Origin of the sequence: Parvularcula dongshanensis (assembly GCF_014199615.1) — a bacterium.
Taxonomy (GTDB): Bacteria; Pseudomonadota; Alphaproteobacteria; order Caulobacterales; family Parvularculaceae; genus Parvularcula; species Parvularcula dongshanensis.
On sequence record NZ_JACHOB010000005.1, the window covers coordinates 91,241 to 116,077 of the forward strand.

20 protein-coding genes are annotated in these 24,837 nt (G+C 66.6%); 8 read left to right on the forward strand and 12 right to left on the reverse strand.

Annotation, left to right across the window (positions count from 1 at the left end; genetic code table 11):
- Positions 1 to 2: 2 nt before the first annotated feature.
- The 8 genes from GGQ59_RS11430 to GGQ59_RS11465 are packed head-to-tail and all read right to left on the reverse strand — an operon-like array spanning position 3 to position 9,451.
- On the reverse strand, positions 3 to 1,670 hold the full coding sequence (locus GGQ59_RS11430) for a ribonuclease J (RefSeq protein WP_183818702.1): 1,668 nt from the start codon (positions 1,668 to 1,670) through the stop codon (positions 3 to 5).
- 40 nt (positions 1,671 to 1,710) lie between these two features.
- On the reverse strand, positions 1,711 to 2,487 hold the full coding sequence (locus GGQ59_RS11435) for a type III pantothenate kinase (protein WP_343074332.1): 777 nt from the start codon (positions 2,485 to 2,487) through the stop codon (positions 1,711 to 1,713).
- A gap of 42 nt (positions 2,488 to 2,529) precedes the next feature.
- A complete protein-coding gene (locus GGQ59_RS11440; RefSeq protein WP_183819060.1) occupies positions 2,530 to 3,255 on the reverse strand; it encodes a biotin--[acetyl-CoA-carboxylase] ligase in 726 nt (241 codons plus the stop codon).
- Positions 3,252 to 4,694 (reverse strand): NADH-quinone oxidoreductase subunit NuoN, encoded by a 1,443-nt coding sequence (gene nuoN / locus GGQ59_RS11445; protein WP_246408769.1) that lies wholly within the window; start codon positions 4,692 to 4,694, stop codon positions 3,252 to 3,254. The genes GGQ59_RS11440 and nuoN overlap by 4 nt, the downstream gene beginning before the upstream one ends.
- Complete coding sequence (locus GGQ59_RS11450) at positions 4,691 to 6,298, reverse strand: NADH-quinone oxidoreductase subunit M (RefSeq protein WP_183818706.1); 1,608 nt, start codon at positions 6,296 to 6,298, stop codon at positions 4,691 to 4,693. The genes nuoN and GGQ59_RS11450 overlap by 4 nt, the downstream gene beginning before the upstream one ends.
- Before the next feature lie 9 nt (positions 6,299 to 6,307).
- A complete protein-coding gene (gene nuoL / locus GGQ59_RS11455; RefSeq protein WP_183818708.1) occupies positions 6,308 to 8,467 on the reverse strand; it encodes an NADH-quinone oxidoreductase subunit L in 2,160 nt (719 codons plus the stop codon).
- Positions 8,468 to 8,471: 4 nt separating this feature from the next.
- A complete protein-coding gene (gene nuoK, locus GGQ59_RS11460) occupies positions 8,472 to 8,777 on the reverse strand; it encodes an NADH-quinone oxidoreductase subunit NuoK (protein ID WP_183818710.1) in 306 nt (101 codons plus the stop codon).
- Complete coding sequence (locus tag GGQ59_RS11465; RefSeq protein ID WP_183818712.1) at positions 8,774 to 9,451, reverse strand: NADH-quinone oxidoreductase subunit J; 678 nt, start codon at positions 9,449 to 9,451, stop codon at positions 8,774 to 8,776. Before GGQ59_RS11465 ends, nuoK begins: the two co-directional genes overlap by 4 nt.
- Before the next feature lie 364 nt (positions 9,452 to 9,815).
- Between GGQ59_RS11465 and GGQ59_RS11470 the strand changes: the two genes are divergently transcribed.
- From GGQ59_RS11470 to GGQ59_RS11495, 6 genes are all read left to right on the forward strand, one after another.
- Complete coding sequence (locus GGQ59_RS11470; RefSeq protein WP_183818714.1) at positions 9,816 to 12,881, forward strand: TonB-dependent receptor domain-containing protein; 3,066 nt, start codon at positions 9,816 to 9,818, stop codon at positions 12,879 to 12,881.
- A gap of 95 nt (positions 12,882 to 12,976) precedes the next feature.
- Complete coding sequence (locus tag GGQ59_RS11475; protein WP_183818716.1) at positions 12,977 to 14,362, forward strand: MATE family efflux transporter; 1,386 nt, start codon at positions 12,977 to 12,979, stop codon at positions 14,360 to 14,362.
- 7 nt (positions 14,363 to 14,369) lie between these two features.
- Complete coding sequence (gene ccmC, locus GGQ59_RS11480; protein ID WP_183818718.1) at positions 14,370 to 15,122, forward strand: heme ABC transporter permease CcmC; 753 nt, start codon at positions 14,370 to 14,372, stop codon at positions 15,120 to 15,122.
- A gap of 97 nt (positions 15,123 to 15,219) precedes the next feature.
- Positions 15,220 to 15,708, forward strand: coding sequence for a cytochrome c maturation protein CcmE (locus GGQ59_RS11485; protein WP_183818720.1), 489 nt, complete (start codon positions 15,220 to 15,222; stop codon positions 15,706 to 15,708).
- Positions 15,709 to 15,742: 34 nt separating this feature from the next.
- On the forward strand, positions 15,743 to 16,183 hold the full coding sequence (locus GGQ59_RS11490; protein ID WP_183818722.1) for a hypothetical protein: 441 nt from the start codon (positions 15,743 to 15,745) through the stop codon (positions 16,181 to 16,183).
- A gap of 23 nt (positions 16,184 to 16,206) precedes the next feature.
- Complete coding sequence (locus GGQ59_RS11495; protein WP_183818724.1) at positions 16,207 to 17,544, forward strand: MFS transporter; 1,338 nt, start codon at positions 16,207 to 16,209, stop codon at positions 17,542 to 17,544.
- 3 nt (positions 17,545 to 17,547) lie between these two features.
- On the opposite strand, the gene GGQ59_RS11500 is transcribed toward GGQ59_RS11495, so the two are convergent.
- The gene (locus GGQ59_RS11500) at positions 17,548 to 18,732 is read right to left on the reverse strand and encodes an NAD-dependent epimerase/dehydratase family protein (RefSeq protein ID WP_183818726.1); all 1,185 of its coding nucleotides are present in this window, start codon (positions 18,730 to 18,732) and stop codon (positions 17,548 to 17,550) included.
- Positions 18,733 to 18,929: 197 nt separating this feature from the next.
- Positions 18,930 to 20,402, reverse strand: coding sequence for an undecaprenyl-phosphate glucose phosphotransferase (locus GGQ59_RS11505; protein ID WP_183818728.1), 1,473 nt, complete (start codon positions 20,400 to 20,402; stop codon positions 18,930 to 18,932).
- A 263-nt stretch (positions 20,403 to 20,665) separates the two neighbouring features.
- Here GGQ59_RS11505 and cysQ point away from each other — a divergent pair, with 263 nt between their 5' ends.
- Both cysQ and queG read left to right on the forward strand, forming a co-directional pair.
- Positions 20,666 to 21,463: a 3'(2'),5'-bisphosphate nucleotidase CysQ gene (gene cysQ / locus GGQ59_RS15055; protein ID WP_246408770.1), complete on the forward strand. Its 798-nt coding sequence runs from the start codon at positions 20,666 to 20,668 to the stop codon at positions 21,461 to 21,463.
- Positions 21,451 to 22,500 (forward strand): tRNA epoxyqueuosine(34) reductase QueG, encoded by a 1,050-nt coding sequence (gene queG / locus GGQ59_RS11510; protein ID WP_246408771.1) that lies wholly within the window; start codon positions 21,451 to 21,453, stop codon positions 22,498 to 22,500. Before cysQ ends, queG begins: the two co-directional genes overlap by 13 nt.
- A gap of 48 nt (positions 22,501 to 22,548) precedes the next feature.
- On the opposite strand, the gene GGQ59_RS11515 is transcribed toward queG, so the two are convergent.
- Both GGQ59_RS11515 and GGQ59_RS11520 read right to left on the reverse strand, forming a co-directional pair.
- The gene (locus GGQ59_RS11515) at positions 22,549 to 23,490 is read right to left on the reverse strand and encodes a cytochrome c1 (RefSeq protein ID WP_221401015.1); all 942 of its coding nucleotides are present in this window, start codon (positions 23,488 to 23,490) and stop codon (positions 22,549 to 22,551) included.
- Positions 23,491 to 23,501: 11 nt separating this feature from the next.
- Positions 23,502 to 24,836: a cytochrome b gene (locus tag GGQ59_RS11520; protein WP_183818734.1), complete on the reverse strand. Its 1,335-nt coding sequence runs from the start codon at positions 24,834 to 24,836 to the stop codon at positions 23,502 to 23,504.
- Position 24,837 lies beyond the last annotated feature (1 nt).

Below are 24,837 nucleotides of genomic sequence, written 5' to 3' on the forward strand. Positions count from 1 at the left end.
GGCTAACCCCTCGTGATCATCACGGCGATGTCGGACCGTTTGCCCCAGCGCGCCGAGAGTTCGCTTCGAACACCTCGACGAACGGCGCCCTCGATGTCCTTGTCGCTGCCGCGCTTCGCCTTGGACAGGTTGGCCAGCGCGTCCTCCGCGGCCTCTTCGATGACCGCGTGCAGATCGTCGCCGTCATTGTCCTCGCGCGGCACGCCCTTGATCAGGACCTGAGCGCCGCCCCGCTGGCGATCGTCGCCATCGAACGCGACCGCGACGACGATGATGCCGTCATTGGCAAGGTAGCGCCTGCCCCGGATCACACCGTCGCCTTCGGGCAGGAGAATCTTGCCGTCGACGTAGAGGCGGCCGGCCGGAACCTCGTCGATGCGTTCGGGCGTGCCGGGTCCCAAGCGGATCACGTCGCCGTCCCGAGGAACGATCGTCCGCTCGGTGCCGAGGGAACGGGCGAGCTTCGCGTGCTCCCGCAGGTGGCGTGCCTCGCCATGCACCGGAATCGCGCATTGCGGCTTCACCCAGCGATACATGTCCTTGAGCTCGTCGCGGCAGGGGTGGCCGGACACGTGAACGAAGGCGTCCGCCTCGGTGATGACCGCCACGCCCTGATCGGTCAGCATGTTCATCAGGGCGTAGATCGGCTTCTCGTTGCCGGGAATGATCTTGGAACTGAAGATGACGGTATCGCCGCTCGACAGGGTGAGCTCGGGGTGGTCGTCCCGGGCGATCCGCGCGAGGGCCGCCCTATCCTCGCCCTGGCTGCCGGTGCAGAGGTAGAGCACTTTGTCCTTCGGCAGGTAGCCCGCCTCGTTCGGTTCGACGAAGCTGATGCCCTCGGGCAGGAGACCGACTTCGCGCGCGACGTCGATCATGCGCAGCATCGACCGGCCGAGCAGGCAGACGGAGCGGTCGGCGGCCTTCGCCGCTTGGCACGCCGAGACCAGCCGGGCCACGTTCGAGGCGAAGGTCGTCACCGCGACCCGTCCGGTCTGATGACCGATCACCTGCTTCAAGGTCTCGGCGACATCGGCCTCCGAACCCGATCGCCCTTCGGAGAAGACGTTGGTCGAGTCGCAGATCATCGCGAGGACGCCCTCGCGTCCGATCTCCGCGAGCCGGTCCCCGTCCGTCCGGTCGCCAAGGACCGGTCTCGGATCGAGCTTCCAGTCGCCCGTATGGAGGATCGTGCCGAAGGGTGTGCGCAGCACGACCGCATTGGGCTCGGGGATCGAGTGGGTCAGCGTGACCAACTCGATGTCGAAGTCACCGAGTTTGAAGCGCGCCTGAAGGTCGATGATCTTTATCGGCGCGTCGGTGATGCCGACTTCCTTCAGCTTTCGCCGAACGAGTTCGGCCGTGAAAGGCGTCGCGTAGATGTCGCAATCGAGGTCGGGCCAAAGATGGGCGACCGCCCCGATGTGGTCCTCGTGGCCATGGGTCAGGACGAGGCCGAGGAGGTCGCCGCCCTCGTCCAGCTCGTCCAGGAGATAGCCCGGATCGGGCGTGATGAGGTCCACGCCGGGCACGCTGTCGTCGGCGAAGGTCACGCCGCAGTCGATCATGATCCACTTGCGCGCGTCGGGCGGACCCAGCGCGAAGAGGTTCATGTTCATGCCGATCTCGCCGGTCCCGCCGAGCGGCAGGAAGATCAGTTCGTCGTCCATAAGTTCGTCTTCCGTTCGGCGCGACGTCCGCGCCCTCTCATCATTCGTCAGGCGCCAGGCGGCGCGCGATCTCTGTCAGGCCCCGTATCGTGAGGTCGGGGTCGAAGTGGTCGATGGCATCGGTCGCGCCTCTGAAGAGCGAGCTGACGCCCCCCGTCGCGACCACCGTCATGGGACGGCCGTACTCGGCCTTGATCCGGCCGATCAGCCCCTCGATCAGCCCGACGTAACCCCAGAAGACACCCGACTGCATCGCCTCGACGGTGCCGGTGCCGATCGTCCTGTCGGGGCGTGCGATCTCGATCCTCGGCAGGCGTGCGGCGGCGGTGTGCAGCGCCTGGACCGAGAGGTTGATGCCGGGGGCGATGACGCCGCCCTCGAAGGCGCCGTCGGTGCCGACGACATCGAATGTGGTGGCGGTGCCGGAATCTACAATGATCAAAGGGCCGCCATAGGCGACGAAGCCGCCGACCGCCCCGACGAGGCGATCGGCCCCGGCCTCCGAAGGGCGTTCGATCCGTACTTCGATGCCGGGGATGTCCGGACCGACGATCATCGGCTCGCAGTTAAGGTAGCGGCGCGCGAGGTTGCGCAGGTTGAAGAGCGCCTGAGGCACCACGGTCGAGACGATGCAGGCCGACAGGTCCGTCAACGCACCCTGCCCGCCCATCGCCATGAGCTGCGACAGCCAGACGGCGTACTCGTCGGCCGTCCGCTGCGGCGCGGTCGCGGTGCGCCATTGAGCGATCGCCTCGCCGTCCCGGACGAGCGCGAACACGGTGTTGGTGTTGCCGACGTCGACGGCGAGCAGCATCAGTCCTTACCTCGCGGCGCCTGCGGCCGCAGCTTCACTTCGTACCTAGGCCGGGCGTCCAGAAAAGAACACGTCTCCCGCCGTCACACGATGAAGACCGGCGCCGGTACGCAGAAGGAGCGTCCCGTCAGCGTCTATGCCTTCGAAGATACCCGAGATCTCCGCCCCGGGCAGGCGGGCGGTGAGCCGTTCACCGAGGCCGTGCGCGGCGTCGAGCCAAGCTTCCCGCAGCGGTACCAAACCTTCCTCGTTCCAGCGCGCCAACCAGCCGTGGAGACTACCGTCGAGGTCGGTGAGCACCTGCCCCGCGTCGGCGCCCACCGCCAAGGCGGCTGTCCGGTAGGCTGCGACCGAGGGTGCCGAAGCGAGGTTGATCCCTATGCCGAAGGCCGATGCGGCCCTCGGTTGAGCGGTCAAGAGTTCGACCAGTATGCCCGCAACCTTCGCGCCGCGCAGCAGAACATCGTTGGGCCATTTGAGCGTGAGCGTGGCGGGCTCGATCCCAGCCGAGATGCAAGCGTCCCGAACCGCGAGGGAGGTCGAGAAGGCCCAAGCAGCCGGGGCGCCGTCCCGAAGAGGCAAGGCTTGGGGCATGAGCAAGGTCGCGAACAGGTTCCCTTCCCCACCGTGCCAGCGCCGCCCCCGCCGGCCGTAGCCGGCGGTCTGACGATCCGCCTGGAACCATACGGGGCCGTCCTCTCCACGCTCGAACGCGGCGCGGGCCTCGGCACTGGTCGAACCGACCTCGCCGAGGGCGCGGACCGGCGTCAGAACAGCGGCGCCGCCGCCGCCTCTGCGACGGCGCGGAGCGGCCCGATCGCGACGAGGATGCCGACCACCGTGACGATCGAAGCGAGCGCCGCGGTCAGGCGAACGGCCGGACCGTTCTCCCGCACGAAGCCCGTCTGCGGCTCGTCGAACCAGATCGTCTTGATCACCGACAGGTAGTAGTAGGTCGCAACGACCGAGGTGATCACGCCGACCGCCGCCAGGACGTAGAGCCCCGCGCCGACCGCGGCCATGAAGACGAAGAACTTGGCGAAGAAGCCGATGAAGATCGGGATGCCCGCCAGCGAGATGAAGAGGAAGGTGAAGGCGAAGGCGAGGCCGCGCTGGGTCTGGGAGAGGCCGGCGAGGTCGGAGATGTTCTCCGCCATCCCTTCCGACCGCCGCATCGAGAGGATGCAGGCGAAGGTGCCGAGCGTCATGATCAGGTAGATCACCATGTAGATGACGACCGAGGAGATGCCCGCTTCGGTCCCGGCCGCGAGGCCCATCAGGGCGTAGCCGATGTGGCCGATCGAGCTGTAGGCCATCAGGCGCTTGATGTTGGTCTGAACGAGGGCGGACAGCGCACCGACGATCATCGACGCCGCCGACAGCAGCCAGACGATGGGTTGCCACTGATCGATCAGGCTTGGGAAGGCCTCGACCAGGACCCGGCCGAACAGGACCATGCCTGCGAGCTTGGGCGCCGCCGCGAAGAAGGCCGTGACGGGCGTCGGGCTGCCTTCGTAGACGTCGGGCGTCCACATGTGGAAGGGCGCAGCCGACACCTTGAAGGCGACGCCGGAGATCAGGAAGACGAGGCCGAAGGTCAGGCCGACCGGGCTCTCCACCCCGCCGGCGACGGCGGCGATGGCGTCGAACTGCGTAGACCCGGTGAAACCGTAGACGAGCGACGCGCCGTAAAGCAGCAAGCCCGAGGACAGGGCGCCGAGCACGAAGTACTTCAGGCCCGCTTCCGTCGAGCGGCGGCTGTCTCGGTTGAACGCCGCCATGACGTAGGCCGCGAGCGACTGAAGCTCGATGCCCATGTAGAGCGAGATCAGGTCGGTCGACGACACCATCAGCGCCATGCCGACGCAGGCGAGCAGGATGAGGACCGGATATTCCGGCCTGGCGAGCCGCTCGCGCTGGAAGAAGCGGTCCGCGAGCAGAAGCGAGATCAGCGCCGCGACGAAGATGAAGGCTTTGGACGAGCGCGCGAGCGTGTCGTCGACGAACGCGCCTTCGAACGCACTGACCGTCTCCGCATGGCCGGTGACGAGCACGATGAACACGGCCGCAACGAGGCAGACCGCGGCGCCGAGCCCGACTTCGCGTGCGCGATCGCCGCGAAGGTACACACCGACGAGCAGCAGAACCATCGCTGCGATCGAGAGGAACAGCTCCGGTAGGAGGAGCGTCACGTTATCGCTCAGGGTCAATGTACGCCCTCCGGCTCGGTGGTTGTAGCTGCAGGCTCGGCGGCGTCGGTCTCGGCGACCGCAACGCCCGCCTCTAAGCGTGCGAGCACGTAGTCCGTGCCCGTCTCGAAGACGTTCAACGTCGGCGTCGGGTTGACGCCGAGGTAGAGCGCGAGCGCCGCGAGGACGGCGAGGAGCCCCCCCTCGCGCTTGTTGACGTCGGGAATGGTTTCCAGGGCCTCGTTCTTGATCACACCGAAGACACCCTCACGGTAGAGCCTCAAGCCGTAGGCGGCGGACAGGATCATGCCGAGCGTCGCGAGCGCCGCGACCCAGGTGTTGACGCGGAACGCGCCGATCAGCGGCAGGATCTCGCCGACGAAGCCCGAGATGCCAGGCAGGCCTATGTTCCCCATGGTGAAGAACAAGAAGAACGCCGCGAACCACTTCATGCGCATGACGAGGCCGCCATAGGCCGCGATCTCGCGCGTGTGCATGCGATCGTAGAGAACGCCGACGCACAAGAAGAGCGCGCCCGAGATGAAGCCGTGGCTGAGCATCTGGAACATGGCGCCGTCGATGCCCTGCTGCGTGCCGGTGAAGAGGCCCATCGTCACGAAGCCCATGTGGGCGACGGAGGAGTAGGCGATCAGCTTCTTCATGTCCTCCTGCGCGAAGGCGACCAGCGACGCCCAGATGATCGCGATGATCGACAGGGTGAAGACGAGCGGCGCGAAGTCGACCGAGGCGTCCGGGAACATGGGCAGCGAGAACCGTACGAAGCCGTAGCCGCCCATCTTCAGAAGGATCGCCGCGAGCACGATCGACCCGGCGGTGGGCGCCTGAACGTGGGCGTCCGGCAGCCAGGTGTGCACGGGCCACATCGGCATCTTGACCGCGAAGCTCGCGAAGAAGGCCAGCCAGAGCCAAGTCTGCACACCGGGGGCGAAGTCGTACTGCAGGAGTTGGACGATGTCCGTCGTGCCCGCCTCGAGGTACATGTAGACGAGCGCGATCAGCATAAGCAGCGAACCGAGCAGCGTGTAGAGGAAGAACTTGAAGGCGGCGTAGACCCGGCTCGAGATCGTCCTTCCGAAGAGCACCTTCTCGCCCTTCGACCCCCAGACGCCGATGATCAGGAACATCGGGATCAGGCTCGCCTCGAAGAAGACGTAGAAGAGGACGAGGTCGAGCGAAGAGAACACGCCCATGATCATCGTCTCGAGGACCAAGAAGGCGGTCATGTAGTCGGCCACGCGCGTCTTGATCGAGTCCCAGGACGCAAGCACGCACACGGGCATGATGAACGCCGTCAGGACGACGAAGAGGATCGACACGCCGTCGACCCCCATCTTGTAGGTGATGCCCTGGCCCAGCCAGTTCACCTGCTCGACCAGCTGAAAGCCCGTCTCGTCCTTGTCGTAGATGAGGAAGTAGATCCCCATGGTGAAGACGAAGACGATGGCGGTCGTCCAGAACGCCACGTTGCGGGCGGCCTGGTCGACGAGGTGCTGCTCGTCGTCGCGGCTCATGGCCCGGCGAAGCAGGATGAAGAGCGCGCCCACCAACGGCAGGAAGGTGATGAGCGTCAGCCAGGGGACGTCTGAGGGGGATTCAGCGATCACGGACGGGCCTTAAAGCAGGATCATCAGGAGGAGGACCGTCACGCCGATCAGCATGACGAAGGCGTAGTGGAAGACGTAGCCTGTCTGGCCACGAACGACGGCACGAGCGCCGCCCGAGGTGATGCGCGACAGGCCGTCCGGACCGAGGGCGTCGATGGTCGCCTCGTCGCCCTTCTTCCACAAGAAGCGCCCGAGGATGCGCGCTGGCTCGAGGAACAGGCGGCGGTAGAGGCCGTCTATGTACCACCGGTTCGACAAGAAGCCGTAGAGCAGCCCCCCCTGCCCGATCAGGCCGGGCCGGAACGGATCGCCTCCGCGGTACTGGAACAGGGCCGCGAGGAGGCCCGCCAGCATGGCGACGAAGGGCGAGACGAGGACCCAGGTCGGGAACTCGTGATGGCCGCCGGCTTCTTCGCCATGAGCCTCGGCTCCGTGCGACTCGTCGGCATGCGCCGTGTCGGTCGCGTGCCCGCCGACGCCGGTCGGCTCGGCCGCGCCTTCTGTTTGCTCCGTATCGACCCCGACCGGCTCCTCTCCGCCGGTATCGGCGGTCGACGCGATCGATTCGTACGTGTCGCCCGTGTTCAGCGACGCCGCCCAGAAGCGCCCCGCGCCGTCGCCGACGAAGGAGCTGTAGAACATGATGCCCGCAACCACCGCCCCGAGGGCGAGAGGCACCATCGAGAACATCATCACGCCCGGCACGTGGTGGGGGTGTTTGCGGACCGACTCGGGGGCGCGCCACTTGCCGGAGAAGGTGAGGAAGACGAGCCGCCAGGAGTAGAAGCTGGTCAGCGCCGCGACGAGGAGCCCGATGACGAAGGCGTAGGTCGCGAAGCCCGCGCCCTCGCCGATGCCTTCGTAGGCCCCCTCGATCATCATGTCCTTGGAGACGAAGCCGGCGAAGCCGAACGGCGCGCCGAACAGGGTGACGAGCGGGATGCCCACCCCCGTGATCGCGAGCGTGCCGATCAGCATCAGCGCGAAGGTCGCAGGCATCTGTTCACGCAGGCCGCCCATGCGGCGCATGTCCTGCTCGTGGTGGCTGAAGTGGATGACCGCGCCCGCACCGAGGAAGAGGAGCGCCTTGAAGAAGGCATGCGTCGTCAGGTGGAACATCGACGCGCCGTAAGCGCCGACGCCCGCCGCGAAGAACATGTAGCCGAGCTGCGAGGCCGTCGAGTACGCGATGACCCGCTTGATGTCCTGCTGCACCAGCGCGACGGACGCCGCGAAGATAGCCGTCGTCGCGCCGATGAAGGTGACGAATGCGGAAGCCCCCGGCGCCGCGGCGTAGAGATCCGACATCCGGCAGACGAGGAAGACCCCCGCCGTCACCATGGTCGCGGCGTGAATCAGCGCCGAGACCGGCGTCGGCCCCTCCATCGCGTCGGGCAGCCAGGTGTGCAGCAGGAACTGCGCGGACTTACCCATCGCGCCGATGAACAGAAGGATGCCGATGATCTCGAGCGCCGGCGGCGTGCGGTCGAGGAAGCCGATCTGCAGCTGGTCGAGCGGCACCGCCGCCTCCGCGCCGAAGGGCTGGACGGCCGCGTTGTTGCGGACCGCGTCGAGGATCACGTCGAACTCGACCGACCGGAAGACGAAGAAGCAGGCCATGATGCCGAGCGCGAGGCCGACGTCGCCGACGCGGTTCATCACGAACGCCTTGATCGACGCGTCGTTGGCGCTGTCCTTGAAGTGGTAGAAGCCGATCAGGAGGTAGCTCGCGAGACCGACCCCTTCCCAGCCGAAGAAGAGCTGGATCAGGTTGTCCGCCGTCACCAGCATCAGCATGGCGAAGGTGAAGAGCGAGAGGTAGGCGAAGAAGCGAGGCCGCGAGGGGTCTTCGTGCATGTAGCCGATCGAGTAGACGTGCACGAGCGTCGACACCGTCGTCACCACGATGAGCATCACCGCGGACAGCGTGTCGACCCGCACCGCCCAGTCGGCGACGAGGTCCCCTACCGCGATCCAGGTGAAGAGCCTCAGGACGTGCGGCTGCGCGTCGCCGAGCCAGAAGCCGAAGAAGGTGATCCAGGCCAGGAAGCAGGCGATGCCGACGAGCACGCTCGTCACCACCTCGGCCGCGCGGGCGCCGCCGGTATGGCCGAGCGGCATGGCGAGGATCGCGCCGAGGAGCGGCAGGAGGACGATCAGGACTTCCATGAAATCAGTTCCGCATCGAATCGGCGGCCTCGACCGAGATGTCGCCGCGGTTCCGGAAGAAGGTGACGAGGATCGCGAGGCCGATCGCGGCCTCCGCCGCCGCCACGGTCAGCACGATGAAGGCGAAGACCTGGCCGACGAGGTCGCCGAGGTAGATCGAGAAGGCGACCATGTTGATGTTCACGGCGAGCAGCATCAGCTCGATCGACATCAGGATGACGATGACGTTCTTCCGGTTGAGGAAGATGCCGCCCGCGCCGATCGCGAAGAGGATCCCCGCGACGAGGAGGTATTGTCCGAGGTCGATCATAGCTGAATCCCCTTGCGGCTCGGAACGGAGACGACCTCCACCCCCTCCTCGCGCTTGCGCCCGACCTGACGCCCGACGTCCTGCGTCTTGACGCCGCGGCGCTCGCGGAAGGTGAGGATGATCGCGCCGATCATGGCGACGAGGAGGATGAGCCCTGCGATTTGGAAGAAGTGCACGTAGCGGGTGTAGAGCACCATGCCGAGCTGCTCGGCGTTGTTCGGCGCCTGCAGCACGCGGTCGCCCTGATCGACCTCGTTATCGGCGCCCGGCTCGACCACCTGCACGCTCTCGACGACGGGGACCTGGCGGACGGCCATCGCTTCGTCCGGAATCTGCCAGGACGCGACGATGAAACCGATCTCGACGGTGAGCACGATCGCCACGACGAAGCCGATGGGCAGGTACTGCGCGTAGCCGGACCGAAGCTCGGCGAAGTCCACGTCCAGCATCATGACGACGAAGAGGAACAAGACCGCGACCGCCCCGACGTAGACCACGATCAGGAGGAAGGCGAGGTACTCGGCGCCCATCAGCACGAAGAGGCCCGCCGTCGAGATGAAGGCGAGGATGAGGAACAGGACCGAGTGAACCGGGTTGCGCGACAGGATCACCCCCAACCCGCATCCCACGGTCAGGACCGCGAACACGTTGAAGGCGAGTTCGACGAAGCTCATGCGAAGCGCTTTTCGGGTTACGGGGCGGCACCGACCGGTCGCCCCTCACTTGAGTTGCGCGCCGGTTAGCCGATCCCCCTCGCCCGGGTAAAGCCCGCTCGGTGCGGCCATTCCTGCTCGCGGAGAGTCGCGCGGAACGCCTGCGTGACGTATCTGCAACATCGTAAACGCCGATGTTCGCGGGTGCAGAACGCTTCCTTGACCGTTTGGTAAACCCGGACATAGTGCCCGCAGACGTGCGTCGTGCGGTGCTGGCGTCAGTGGGATCTCGACAGACCTGCAGCCCCAGAGCGACCGTTCGAAGAAGCGCACCGAATCGGGAGGGACGGCACCTTCGAGGGCCATCCGTTCAACTGGAGGACAAATGTCCAAGTCTAAGCTGATGGAGCGCCTGCTCCAGACCACGATCGTCGCAGGTGCGATGGCCGCCGCTGCTCCTGCCCTCGCGCAGGAAACCGCCCAGTCCGGCGATGGCGCTCCGCAGGACGTCATCACCGTTACCGGTTCGCGCATTCAGCGGGACGGCAACCTCGTGGAAACGAGCCCAGTCACCCAGATCGGTGCGGCCGAGTTCGACGAGCGCGGTGTGGTGCGGGTCGAGGACGTGATCAACACGCTGCCGCAGGCCTTCGGTGCGCAAGGCTCGACGGTGGTGAACGGTGGTACCGGCACGGCCTCGCTGAACCTGCGCGGCCTCGGTTCCAACCGCACGTTGGTCCTGATCAACGGCCGCCGCATGCCCTACGGCTCGATCAACATCGCCGCGCCCGACGTGAACTTCGTCCCGGCCCAGTTGATCCAGAACGTCGACGTCCTGACGGGCGGCGCTTCGGCGACCTACGGTTCGGACGCGGTCGCGGGCGTCGTCAACTTCGTCCTCGACACGGACTTCGAAGGCTTCCGCATCGATGGAAACCTGTCGAGCTTCCAGCACAACAACAACAGCGACACCTTCCAGGACCTGTTGAGCGGCTACCAGGACCTCAACCCGAGCCAGTTCCGCGTTCCGAACGGCTCGACCTGGGACGGCGCGGCGGTCGACGTAACGGCGATCATCGGTGGCGAGTTCGGTGAAGGCCGTGGCCACGCGACCGCCTATGTCGGCTATCAGAACCAAGAAGAGGTTCTTCAGGACGGCCGGGACTACTCCCAGTGCGCGCTCGGCACGAGCGGTGGCGAGTTCACCTGCTCCGGCTCGAGCACGAACCAATTCACCAACATCCTGGACTTCGCGGGGCTGCTGCCGACCGGCACGTCCGCACGGGTCGATCCGACGAACGACACCTTCATCGCGCGCGACGGGGTGACCGACACGTTCAACTTCAACCCCTACAACCACTACATTCGTCCGTCCGAGCGTTATCAGTTCGGCGCCTTTGCCGACTACGAGCTCACCGACAGCGTCGATGTGTATACCGAACTCATGTTCATGGATAACCGGACCAACGCGCAGATCGCGCCGTCCGGCGTGTTCGGCTACGGCGTTGCCGGGGACAATGGCGGGATCAACTGCGACAACCCCTTCCTGTCCGATCAGCAGGTCGAGTTCATCTGCGGCAGCCGCGGCCTCGACCCGGCTGACGATCCGGAAGGTGACGGCTTTGGCCCTGTGGCCGGTGTCGGTGACATCCTGTTCCTTCGCCGCAACGTCGAAGGCGGCAACCGTAACCAGGACATCCGCCACACGACCTATCGCGGCGTCGTCGGCCTGCGGGGCGAGATCGGCGATACGGGTCTGAGCTGGGACGTCTCCGGCATGTACTCCAACGTGCACCGCGCGGACGTCTACAACAACGACTTGTCGATCATCAACGTTTCGAACGCGCTGTACGCTGTGACCGATCCGGACACGGGCGATACGGTGTGTAAGATCAACGTCGACTCCGATCCGGTGAACGACGACGCGAGCTGCGCGCCCTACGACATCTTCTCCGGTGCCGGTCCGAGCCGGGCTTCCCTCGACTACGTCGTCAGCCCGCTGAACCGGGACGGCACGGTCGAACAGGTCGTCGTGTCGGGCGTCCTCTCGGGCACCCTCGAAGAAGTCGGCGTCGTCTCGCCGTTCGCAGACGAAGCGGTAGCCTTCGCGGTCGGCGCGGAGTACCGCCGCGACCGGCTCGACTCGAACCCCGACCGCGGGTTCCAGACCGGTGACGGTGCGGGTCAAGGCGGCCCGACGACCCCGATCGAGGGTGCGCAGGACGTCTACGAACTCTTCGTCGAGCTCAACGTGCCGATCCTTCAGAACAAGCCGTTCGCCGAACAACTCGGTATCGACGGGGCGTTCCGTACCTCGAGCTACACCAACTCGTCGGTCGGCGTGCAGAACACGAGCTTCTCGGCCGAGTCGTACAAGATCGGTGCCGACTGGGCGCCGATCGCGGACGTCAGGTTCCGTGGCTCCTACCAACGAGCGGTCCGTGCGCCGAACATCTTCGACCTGTTCGACGCACAGAGCATCGGCCTGTTCGACCTCGATTCGTACGCCAACGGTCTTTATGACCCGTGCGCGGGCGATCTAGACGCGACCACGGCGACGCCTGCGCCGTTCTACACTGCGGCACAGTGCGCCAACACCGGCGTCAGCTCGACGCAGTACGGCACCATCGTCGACAACCCGGCGGGCCAGTTCAACGCGCTCTTCGGTGGTAACCCCGACCTCGATCCTGAAAAGGCGGACACCTACACGATCGGCGTCGTCATCGAGCCTGAAGCCCTGGACGGCTTCATCCTCTCGGTCGACTACTTCAACATCGAGGTGGACGGCTTCATCGGTACGGTGCCGCAACAAGTCGCGCTCGACGAGTGCGCGACGACGGGTGACGAGTACTTCTGCGGTCTCATCAACCGCGGTAACGGTGCGACGCTCTGGGCGAACCAGACGGGCTTCATTCAGGCGACCAACCTGAACACGGGCTCGCTCGCCACGTCGGGTATCGACGTGCTCAGCACCTACTCGTTCGCTGTGGCCAACGCAGGCGACGTGACGCTGGACTTCGTCGGCACGTGGCTGGACGACCTCAGCACCGAACCGATCCCGGGCTTCGAACCCTACAACTGCGTGGGCTTCTATGCTGGCCGCTGCGGCACGCCGAACCCGGAATGGCGCCACAAGTTCTCGGCCCGTTGGGACACGACCTTCGGTCTCGGCCTGACGGCGACGTGGCGCTACTTCGACAACGTCACGCAGGAAGGCGACGATTCGGGCGATCCCGACTTCGCCCTCGGCGACCAGACCTACATCGACCTGTCGGCGCGCTACGAGCTCAACGACAGCACGCGGCTCCGCGTGGGCGTGAACAACGTCTTCGACAAGATCCCGCCGATCAGCTCGGTTGCCGGCACTGCGCCCGGCAACGGCAACACCTACCCGACGGTCTACGATGCCCTCGGCCGGTACTTCTTCGTCGGCGCGACGGTCGACTTCTGATCTCTGTCGGCAACGACATCGGAAAGGGCGCCTCCGGGCGCCCTTTTCTTTTGGGCTGGTTCAGCCGCGTCGGCTTTGCTGCTAGCGGCCCGTTCATGGCCGCCCGTTCTGCCACCGTCCGATCCGCCTTCGCGCTTGCCTGGCCGGCGAGCCTAGCGGCAATCGTCACGCCCGTTCTGGGGCTGATCGACGCCGCCGTCCTCGCGCGGGCGGCCGGGCCGACGGACATGGCTGGCGTCGCGCTCGCCGCGGCGGTTTTCTCCCTCCTCTACTGGTCCTTCGGCTTCCTGCGGATGAGCGTCGCCGGGCTGACCGCGCAGGCCGACGGCCGGAACGACGAAGGCGGGGTTCGGGTCGCGGTCGTCCAGGGCCTCCTGATCGCCGCGGCGGTCGGCTTCAGCCTGCTCCTCCTGAAGAGCCCGATCGCAGCCCTGTCGGAAGTGGCGATGACGCATGGGACCGAAGCCTCGGACGGTGCGGCGGGGGCCATGCGGACCTACCTCGCGATCCGTCTCTTCGCCGCGCCCTGCGTCATGGTGACCAACGCGCTCGTCGGTTCGCTGACCGGTCAGGGGCGGATGCGGGCGGTGATGATCGTCATGCTGAGCGTGACGGCGCTCAACGCCCTGCTCGACGTCGTCTTCGTCATGGGCATGGGCATGGGCGTCGCAGGCATCGCGCTCGGCACCGCCATCGCGGAGACCGTGGGCGCCCTACTCGCCGGCCTCGCCGTTCTGAGGGCGCTCGAACGGCGAGGCGGCGTGCGGCTTGGCTGGAACAGGGCTCGCCTGACGGAGGGCTGGCGCGCGGTCCTGTCGCTCAACCTCGACATCTTTCTGCGCACGCTGGTCCTTTCTCTCGTCTTCGCCTGGTTCGTGCGGGCGGGCGGCCAGTTCGGCGACGTGACCCTTGCAGCCAACGAGGTGCTTTTGAACCTCGTCCTCGTCCCAGGCCTCTTCCTGGACGGCCCGGCGATCGCGGCGGAAACCCTCACTGGCCGAGCCTTGGGCGCGAAGAACGAGCGCCCTGCCCGCTTCGCCGCCGCGGTCCGGGCGACGACGACCCTCTCCGCCCTGTTCGCCGGCGCGCTGTTCCTCGTCATGCTGGTCCTGGGGGGTGCGGCGCTCGCCCTGATCGTTCCGCCAGGCAGCGACGCGGCCGCGATCCTAGGCGAGGCGAGGCGATACCTTCCTTACGCGATCGCGAGCCCGCTCGTCCTCGCAGCCGCGTTCCAACTCGACGGGCTCTACATCGGCGCGACGCGAGGGCGCGCGCTGCGCAACGCGATGCTGGTCAGCGGCGTGGTCTTCACCGCTTTGATCCTCCTGCTGCCGGACCTGATCGGCAATCACGGCGTGTGGGCGGCCTTCGGCCTCTTCATGCTGAGCCGTGCCGCTACCCTTCTCGCCGCGTGGCCCGGCTTCGCCGCGCTGACGCGCGATGTGCCGCCCTTCACGCGGGAGCGACCGCAGACTATCTAGCGGCGTCATGGGCATGCTTACCCAGCTTTCCAACCCCGCTCGGTTCCTGAGCGTGACGCGCCCCGTGCTGCCGGCGGCGGGCGTGATCGCGCTTCTCTGCCTCGGGGTCGGCAGCTGGCTCGCCTTCTTCGGCTCGCCGCCCGACTTCCGCCAGGGCGAGAGCGTACGCATCATGTACGTCCACGTCCCCGCCGCGTGGGGCGCGCTGCAGACCTACGCCTTCGTCGCGATCGCCTCGCTGATCGGCTTCGTCTGGCGGCATCGCCTCGCCGACGTCGCCGCACGCGAGGCGGCGCCCCTCGGCCTCGCCTTCACCGTCCTGGCCCTCGTGACCGGCAGCTTGTGGGGCAAGGTCACATGGGGCGTCTTTTGGGACTGGGACCCACGGCTGACGTCTATGATGGTCCTCGCCTTCCTCTATGCGGGCTACCTCGCGATCTGGCGGGTGATGGACGAGGCCCAGGCGGCGCGAACGGCGGCCCTCCTCGCCATGCTCGGCGCGGTGAACCTTCCGATCATCAAGTTCTCCGTCGAGTGGTGGGATACGCTGCATCAGAAGGCGACGGTGATTCGCGCCGACGGTCCGGCGATGCCCGCATCGATGCTGTGGCCGCTGGGCCTGATGACCCTCGGCTACGCCGCCCTCTTCGTCTTCGTCCTCTTGTTGCGGATGCGCAGCGCCTTGGCGCGGCGTCGGGCCGGCGTTCCGGCCCGCCCGTCCCGCGCCGTGCTGGAACCCGCGCCGGAGGTAGCTTCGTGACCGCCGATCCCACGCCCTACATCGCCGCGGCCTGGCTCCTCTCCTTCGGTGTCTTGGGAGGCATGACGGTGCAAGCCCTCTTGCGGGCGAGGCGCTCATGAAGGCGACCGCCCCTAGCCGCCGTGCCCTTCCGTTCCGCCGCCGCCAGCGCCGGGCGCTCCTCCTCGGCCTGGTGCTTCCGGCCTTCGCGGGCGCGACGGCGCTCGCGGTCACCGCCATCAGCCGGACGCAAGTCTACGCCTACGCACCGTCCGCCCTTCCGGCGTCGGACGAGCTCGCGGGCCGGACCGTCAAGCTCGGCGGCCTCGTCGAGGAAGGCAGCTTGCGGCACGGCGCGGGCACCGAGGTCTACTTCGCCGTGACGGACGGCGCCGCGACGGTTCCCGTCCGCTTCGACGGGTTCCTGCCCAGCCTCGTCGCCGAGGGCGACGGCGCGGTCGTGACGGGGACCGTCTCTTCCGATGGCACGTTCGAGGCGACGCTCGTCGCGGCCCGCCACGACGAGCTCTATATGGCGCCCGAAGTCGCCGACGCCTTGAAGTCGACGGGACGCTACGACGAGTACGTGGCGCAGAAGCGCCGCTAGGGCTAAGGTCGCCCTCCGTCGTCAAGGAGCGTCCATGCGGTTCCCCATCCTCGCGCTGTCGCTCCTCCTTCTTGGCGCCTGCGCCCTGACGCCAGAACCCTGCACGCGCGATTACTTCGCCTATCAGGCCGACCGCATGCAGGACCACTTCGTCCGCCGTAACCGCAGCGAGGTTCGGCGCCTTCGCACACTGCGCGACGACCTCCGCGCCGATAGCGGTCCGGATGTCTTCACCGCCCTCGCGCTGGTCGCCGCCAAGCGCGACCTCGAGGCTGTCGCCGCCGACTTCCGCAGCAACGTCATCCCCGAGGCGCGGCGGATCGCGGACTTCTGTGAGATCGACGGCGGGTTCGACTTGATGATGAACGCCTTCTTGGCTGAGCAGGGCATCGACGCCGACCTGGTCCGAACGCTCGGGCTGCTCGACCTCTTCGAGTCCGACGGCCTGCGTACCAGCATCGAGCCCTCGTTCTGACGACGGCGCAGCAGCCTCGATTCGTGCCGTCGCTACTCGCCTCGCGTCGATTCTGGCCGCTCTTCGGCGTTCAGGCCTTGGGCCCGTTCGCCGACAACGTCCTGCGGGCCGCGACCATCGTCGCGGTGGCGTCGGCGGCCGGCGCGGCGTGGGGCACGGCCGACTTCTCCTTGCCGCTGGGATGGAGCGCGGAAGCCGGCAGCTTCGTCTCCATGGGCTTCACCCTACCGATCTTCTTGTTCTCGATGATCTCTGGTCAGGTCGCGGACAAGGTCGACCGTCATCGCCTCCTGTGCTTCGTCAAGGGGGCGGAGATCCCGATCATGATCTTCTCGGCCTTCTGCTTCTGGTTCGGAAGCGGCCTCCTGCTCCTCTTCTCCCTCTTCCTGATGGGGGCGCAGTCGGCCTTCTTCGGCCCGCTCCGCAACACGCTGGTGCCGCAGTACTTCGCGGGCGACGAGCTGCCGCGGGTCAACGGCTACTTCAACGCGCTCCAGTTCGCCGCGATCGTCGCGGGACTTCTTCTCGGCAGCGTGCTGACCAACGCTCCGGCCTTCGGTTCCCCGCAAGGGGGTCGCCTCGTGGTGTCGGCGCTCCTCCTGGCGACGGCCGTGGGCGGAACGCTTATGGCCCTCTTCACGCCGCCCGCCCCGGCGCCCGGCCTCTCCCGCATCGACTGGAACGTGCTTCGGGTGGCGGGACGTTTCTATCGCCGCGTGGCGGACATGCCCCGCGTCTTCTGGCCGATGATGGGCGTCGGATGGTTCTGGATGGGCGGCGCCATCATCCTCGCGAACCTGCCGACCTGGGTTTCGGTCAGCCTGGGCGGCAGCGATCTCGACCTCGGCTTGTTCATGGTCCTCTTCGCGGTCGGCGCAGGCGTCGGCTCGGTGACGGCCGGCATCGCGGCCTCGCGCAGCGGTGCGCCCATGACCGTGGCAGGCGTCGGTGTGGTGCTGACGATCCTAGGGGCGGTCCTCGTCTTCCTGACGAGCGCGCCCTACGACCCTGGCGCCGGACCCGTCTTCCGGATGGAGAACGCTGCCCTCTTCGGTGCGATCGTCCTGACCGCCGCGGGCAACAGCGTGTTCGGCGTGCCGGTGATCGCCACCCTGCACGACCGCGCGCCGGCAGGCGAGCGAGCCCGCATCATGGGCACTTCGAACATGACCAATGGCGGGCTCGCGACCCTCGGCGCGCTCCTCGTGCCTCTTGCGAGGCCCGTCGGCGTCGGTCCGACCGGGACCTACCTGGCGGTCGCAGGCCTCCAGGTCGGCCTTCTCGGCTTCATGCTTCTGCGGCGGCGGCAGGCTGTCAGGGCGGCGAAGAGCGCCGCCCCGATGCCGGCGCGGAACGGTTGATCGTCAGGGACGGTCCGCTCGCGTCCCGGCGTTCCAGTACGAGCCGCAGGGGATGCGGCGCTTGTCGCAACGCCCGGCATATTTGCGGGCGATCTGCGTGACCTCTTCCATCAGCCCTTCATCGAGGGTGATCGGATTGAGCCCCATGTCGAGGAACTGCTTGTTCTCGACGCGCAGCTCGTTCTCGTCCGCTTCGTTGCGCGGATTGCGGACGCGGTCGATCGGCACGCCGGTCTTGTCAGAGATCATCTTCGCCAGGTCGCGGACCCGGGCGGTCTCCGTCATCTGGTTCAGGATCTTCACCCGGTCCCCCCGCGCCGGCGGATTCAGAAGGGCAAGCTCGACGCAGCGCACCGTGTCCGAGATGTGGATGAAGGCCCGCGTCTGCCCGCCCGTGCCGTGAACCGTCAGCGGGTAGCCGATCGCCGCCTGCATCAAGAAGCGGTTGAGCACCGTGCCGTAGTCGCCGTCGTAGTCGAAGCGGTTTATCAGCGCCTCGTCCCGCTTCGTCTCCTCGGTCTGGGTGCCCCACACGATCCCCTGGTGAAGGTCCGTGACGCGAAGATGATCGTTCTTCGCGTAGTAGGCAAAGAAGAGAGCGTCCTGCGTCTTCGTCATGTGGTAGATCGAGCCGGGATTGGCCGGGTAGAGGATCTCCTGGCTGACCTCGCCGGCTGCGCCGGCATCGACCTTCACGGTCAGGTAGCCCTCCGGAATCGACATCCCCGCCGTGCCGTAGCCGTAGACGCCCATCGTGCCGAGGTGGACGATGTGCACGTCGAGGCCGCTCTCGACGATCGCGGCGAGCAGGTTGTGCGTGGCGTTCAGGTTGTTGTCGACGGTGTAGCGCTTATGCCAGCTCGACTTCATCGAGTAGGGCGCCGCGCGCTGCTCGGCGAAGTGCACCACGCTGTCCGGTTCGAACCGGCGGAGCAGACCCAAGAGTTCCGCATAGTCTTGCGAGACGTCGATCGTCGACGTCTCGATGCTCGCGCCCGTCACGCGGTGCCATGCCGACACCCTGTCGGACAACGGCGCGATCGGCGTCAGGGATTGCGTCTCCAGCTCCACGTCCGTCTTCCGACGGACGAGGTTGTCGACGATCATCACTTCGTGCCCCTGCGCAGACAGGTGCAACGCCGTGGGCCAGCCACAGAACCCGTCACCGCCAAGGATCATGACCTTCATCGGGTAAGCCTCCGAATCTTGCCTTTGGTCATAAGTAGCGCGGGGGTATCCGGCAACTGGCACGGGGTGCGCTGCGGAAGAGATAGACTTGTCGCTCTCACGCGGATGTGATAACCACCGAGCCGGACAGGGGGCTGGCAGAGCGCGTCCGCGGAAGGGAGTGGCCCGGGAAGGCCGCTCCCTTCGTCGTTTCGGCCTCAGTAGGCGTTCCTGGGAAGGACGACGGCGAGCACGGTCATCAGGATGATCCTGACGTCGAACCACAAGGACCAGTTCTCGATGTAAGCGAGGTCGTAGCGGACCCGTTCGGCCATGGAGCCATCCTCGGAGGTCTCGCCGCGGAAGCCGTTGACCTGCGCCCAGCCGGTGATGCCGGGCTTCACCTTGTGCCGGCCGGCGTAGTCCGCGATCACGTCCATGTAGTACTTGTCGTGCGCGATCGCGTGCGGCCGCGGCCCGACCAGGCTCATGTCGCCACGAAGCACGTTCCACAGCTGCGGCAACTCATCGAGGCTGTAGCGGCGCAAGATCCGTCCGACGCGGGTGATCCTGTCGTCGTCCTTGCGGGCTTGGATGACCTTCTCGCCGTTCTCCATCACGCGCATCGTGCGGAACTTCACGATCGGGAAGATCTCTCCGGCGAAGCCCTGGCGATTCTGGATGAAGAAGATCGGTCCCGGGCTGTCGAGACGGACGGCGATCGCGCAGACGATCATGACCGGCAGCGCCAGCAGGAAGATGAGGCTGCCGATGATCTTGTCCTCGACCGTCTTCACGAAGCCGCCCCACCCTTCGAGCGGGCGGCGGTGAAGCGTCAGGAGGGGCATCGCGCCGATCGTCGTCACCTGCCCCATGCCGCGCTCCAGCCAGAGCGGGTCGGGGCACATCGCGACGTGGCAGGGCAGCGCGGACAGGCGGTGCATGAGATGCTCCATCCGGCCCTCTTCCTGCGGCGGAAGACAGAGGATGAGGTCGTCGAGCTGACCGGCCTCGATCATCGCGTTCGCGCGCGCCAGCGTCCCGTGGCCGGGCGTGTCCAAGCCTTCCGCAGAGAACCTCGCCACCACGCTGAGACCGCTCTCCCGCTCGGTCGCGTGGCGGATGAAGAGGTCGGCCGCGTGCCCTTCCCCGACGACACCGACCTTGCGGCACAGGCTGCCGCCCTCCGCGGCGAGGCGTTTGAGGACGCTCGCCGTTACGAAGCGGCCGACGATCAACCCGACCGTCGTGCCCCCGGCCCAGGCGGCGAGCCATGGACGCGGCAGAAGGCCGATGATCCCGAAGGCATAGCAAAGCGCAATCAGGCTAAGCAGGGTCAGCGCCCAGCGCCACACGATGCCGCGCAGCGCGGCCCAGGTTTCGAGGAGCTGATCAAAGCGGAAGTAGCCGCCCTGACGCAGCGCCTCGACCAGCGCGAGGCCACCGAGGAAGCCGGTGCAAACTAGGATGACCGGATCGCTCTGCGCCGTCATCCCGTTGATCGGCTTGCCGTAGTCCGCGACCGCGACCGCCGCGAAGGCGGCGCCCGTCACGATCAGAACCGTCAGGGCCTGCGCGATGTCGCCGGCCATCTCCCGTGACAAGACGGGTCTGCGCCGCGGCGGGGTCATCGCCGCACGGCTGCCCTCGATGCTGGCCTTGCCCATAGGCTTGAGCGTCGACTGCTTCATCCCATCGCCGACCGCAACACCCGCACCAACACTCGCCCCCAACTCGGGAGAGATCACTATGGCAGCCCCTGCGGTCTCCTCCTTACGCAACTGTGACTCGAACATTTTAACGTCGTTCTCCAGGGACGAGCGACAGCGCTCCCGACTGAGCCCCTCCTCGCCCCCGCCCACCATCCTGGCCGGTCCGGAACCGAGTTAACGCGGCGTTCTTCCCTTCGCACGCAAGAAGCTTACCACGTCGCCACGCTTCGCCGAGAGTTTCTATGGATCACGATCTCAACACCCTCATCGACCTTGCCCACCGCGCGGGAAAGCTCGTGATGGACGTCTATGAAGGCGACTTCGTGACGCGCGAGAAGGAGGATGGCTCAGCACTTACTGAGGCCGACGAAAGGGCGGAGAAGCTGATCCTCGAGGGGCTTGCGAAGGCCTTTCCGGACGTCCCGGTCCTGGCGGAAGAGGCGGCTGCGCGCGGTGAGATCCCCGAGCTCGGCGGCCGGTTCATCCTCGTGGACCCGCTCGACGGCACGCGGGAGTTCTCGAATCGGACGGGCGAGTTCACGGTGAACATCGCGCTGGTCGAGGACGGCGTTCCGGTGATGGGCGTCGTCTACGCGCCCGCCATGGCGAAGATGTACGCCGGCGCGTCCGGCCGCGGTGCGTGGCTACAAAGCCTGGACGCGAAGCAGACCCGAAGCGACGCCGCTGACGCCACCGAGATCAAGACACGCAAGCGCCCGGCGCAAGGCTTGGTCGCCGTTGCGAGCCGGTCCCACCGTTCGGCCGAGACCGAGACCCTCCTTGCGGACCTCGGGGTCACCGACTTCGAACCGGCTGGATCTTCGCTGAAGTTCTGCTTGGTCGCGACCGGCGAAGCCGACGTCTACCCCCGCCTGGGCCGCACGATGGAATGGGACACGGCGGCGGGCCAGGCCGTTCTCGAGGCGGCCGGCGGGCGCGTCCACGTGCTCGATTCGAGCGGCACGGAGGGCGAGCCTCTGCGCTACGGAAAGGCCGAGCGGGGTTACGACAACCCCCACTTCATCGCTTGGGGGGAGTGACGGACTCCAGATCGGAGATCGCCGCACAGGCGGCAGCTCTCGGGTTCGACGCCTTCGGCGTGACGAGAGCGAACCTGCCGCCTTCGGCACGCGAGGGCCTGGAAGCCTTCTTGAATGCGGGCCATCACGGCACGATGGGATGGCTCGAAACGCGCGCGGAGCAACGCGCGGACCCGCGGGCGCTCTGGTCTGAAGCCGCGAGCGTCATCGCGCTCGGCGTCTCCTACGGACCGGACCAGGACCCACGCGCGCGTCTCGCCGACGCGGGCATGGGGAACATCTCCGTCTACGCGCAGGGCGACGACTACCACGACGTGATCAAGAAGCGCCTCAAGCAGTTGGGGCGCTGGATGGCGGCGCGTTACGACTGCGCGCTGAAGGTCTTCGTCGATACGGCACCGGTCATGGAGAAGCCGCTCGGCGCGCAGGCGGGGATCGGTTGGCAAGGCAAGCACACGAACCTCGTCAGCCGCGAGCACGGCTCCTGGCTGTTCCTCGGTTGCATCTACACGACCCTCGAACTCGAGCCGGACACGCCGCACCCCGACCGGTGCGGCTCGTGCGATGCCTGTCAGACGGCCTGTCCGACCAACGCCTTTCCCGCCCCCTACCAGCTCGATGCGCGGCGTTGCCTCTCCTACCTCACGATCGAGCATGACGGACCGTGGCCGGAAGAGTTTCGCGCCGCGATGGGCAATCGCATCTATGGTTGCGACGACTGCCTCGCCGCCTGCCCCTGGAACAAGTTCGCGGGCGAGGCTCGGGAGGCGAAGTTGAAGGCGCGCGACGAGCTGCGCGCTCCCCGCCTAACCGAGCTCGCCGCCTTGGACGACGCGGGGTTCCGGGCGCTCTTCCGGAAGAGTCCGGTCAAACGGATCGGCCGCGACCGCTTCGTGCGCAACGTCGTCTATGCGATCGGGAACAGCGGCGACGCCTCGTTCCGCCCTGCCCTGATCCCCCTCCTGTCCGACGAGAGCGAACAGGTTCGGGACGCCGCGAGGTGGGCGGACGAGCGGCTGGAAACCGCGACCGAATAAAGAAAGGCCCGCCACCAGGGCGGGCCTTTGATCGAACCGAAGAACGGGTCAGTGCTCGACGTTGCGCCAGATCTGGCGGTAGCTGGCATAGACGATGCCTGCGAAGGCGAAGAGGTAGAGGAGGACGAACCCGCCCATACGCTTGCGCTGCTCGAGTTCCGGTTCGGCAGCCCACTGAAGGAAGGCGACGACGTCCTCGGCCATCTGCTCGACCGTGCAGTCCGTTCCGTCCTCGTAGGTGACGAGGCAGTCCTGCGACAGCGGCGGCGCCATCTTGAACGAGCCGCCGTCCGGCGCGTGAACGCCGGGCAGAAGATGGCCGTCCTCGTCCAGGTACTCCGCCTTCATCAGGCTGAGCGTGTCGCCGTGATAGTAGGGGTTGTAGTACTGCCCCGGGGGGACGGTGATCTCTTCCGGAATCTCGGCGGGTCCTTTCGGCAGGCCGGGATAGCCGGTGATCAGGCTGTAGATGTAGTTCCGACCGTCCTCGCGCGCTTTGACGAGAAGGCTCATATCGGGCGGATTCGCTCCCCCGTTGGCCAGCATCGCCTGCTGCTGGTTCGCATAGGGGCTGGGGAAGTAGTCGGACGGCAGGCCGGGCCGCGACAGCGGATCGCCCGAATCGTCGACCCCCGCCGTGATGGTGAAGTCCGCGGCGATCGCCTTGACGAACGGGTTCGCCGCCGGATCGGAGCAGTCGACCGTGTCGGCGAGGCCGAGTTCCTCAGGGCATGCGTCCAGGTGGTACGGCCCGCCCGGCTGTCCGAGGTGGCGGAACGCGACGAGCTTCATCGAGTGGCAGCTCGAGCAGACGGTTCGGTAGACCTGATAGCCGCGTTGAAGCTGGCGTTGGTCGTAGGAGCCGAACAGGCCCTGGCTGTGCCACTCGTGCTCGATCGGCTCCTTCGGATGCCCGCCGGCAGCGTGCGCGTTCCCGGCGAAGAGGAGCGGAAGGGCGGCGAGCCCGGCGGTCAGGAGAACTCTTCTCATCATTGTCACTCTTACTCGGCCGGGGCGGGCTGTGTGCCGCCGGCGGTCACGCCGAGCGGGCTCTTGCGCTTCTTGCTGCCAGCCTTGTCCGCAACCACCGCCTCGGAGATCGAGCGGGGCAGCGGCTTCGGCGTCTCTGTCACCGAGAGGACCGGCAGGATGATCAGGAAGTACGCGAAGTAGTACGCCGTCGCGAGTTGGCTGATCAGGATGTAGGGCTGTTCCGCGACCTGCCCGCCGAGCCAACCCAGCAGGAAGACGTCGGCGAAGAAGATCATCAGCCACCACTTCGCGATCGGGCGGTAGCGCATGGAGCGTACCCGCGAGCGATCGAGCCAGGGCAGGACGAACAGGATCAGGATCGACCCCAGCATGACGAGCACGCCGCCGAGCTTGGAGTTGATGATGACGATGTCCGTGAAGGGAATGCCGATGTCGAAGGTGATGGCCCGCAGCATCGCGTAGAAGGGCAGGAAGTACCACTCCGGCACGATGTGCGACGGCGTCACGAGCGGGTTGGCCCCGATGTAGTTGTCCGTGTGGCCGAGAACGTTCGGCATGTAGAAGACGAACGCCGCGTAGAGGATCATGAAGGCGACGATCGCGAAGCCGTCCTTGACCGTGTAGTACGGGTGGAACGGCACGGTGTCCTTCTTGGTCTGGACCTCGACGCCCGAAGGGTTGTTGTTGCCCGGCACGTGCAGTGCCCAGATGTGCAGAATCACGACGCCCGCGATCAGGAACGGCATCAGGTAGTGAAGCGCGTAGAAGCGGTTCAGCGTCGGGTTGTCGACGGAGAAGCCGCCCCAGAGCAGCGTCTTGATCGGGTCCCCTACCAGCGGCACGGCCGAGGCGAGCGAGGTGATCACCGTCGCGCCCCAGTAGGACATCTGACCCCAAGGCAGGACGTAGCCCATGAAGGCCGTCGCCATCATCAAGAGGAAGATGACCACGCCGAGGCCCCAAAGGATCTCACGCGGCTCCTTGTAGGAACCGTAGTAGAGGCCCCTGGCGATGTGCAGGTAGACCGCGATGAAGAACATCGACGCGCCGTTGGCGTGCGCGTACCGCATCAGCCAGCCGTAGTTCACGTCGCGCATGATCATCTCGACCGAGTCGAAGGCATGCTCGACGTGCGCCGTGTAGTGCATCGCGAGCACGACGCCGGTGACGATCTGCACCACCAGCATGATCGCGAGGATGCCGCCGAAGGTGTACCAGTAGTTCAGGTTCTTCGGCGTCGGAAAGTCGATGAAGCTGTCATAGCCGAGGCGGATGACGGGCAGACGCTTGTCGACCCAACGCTCGAAGCCAGTCCCGGGGACGTAGGTGCTCTCGTGAGCCATG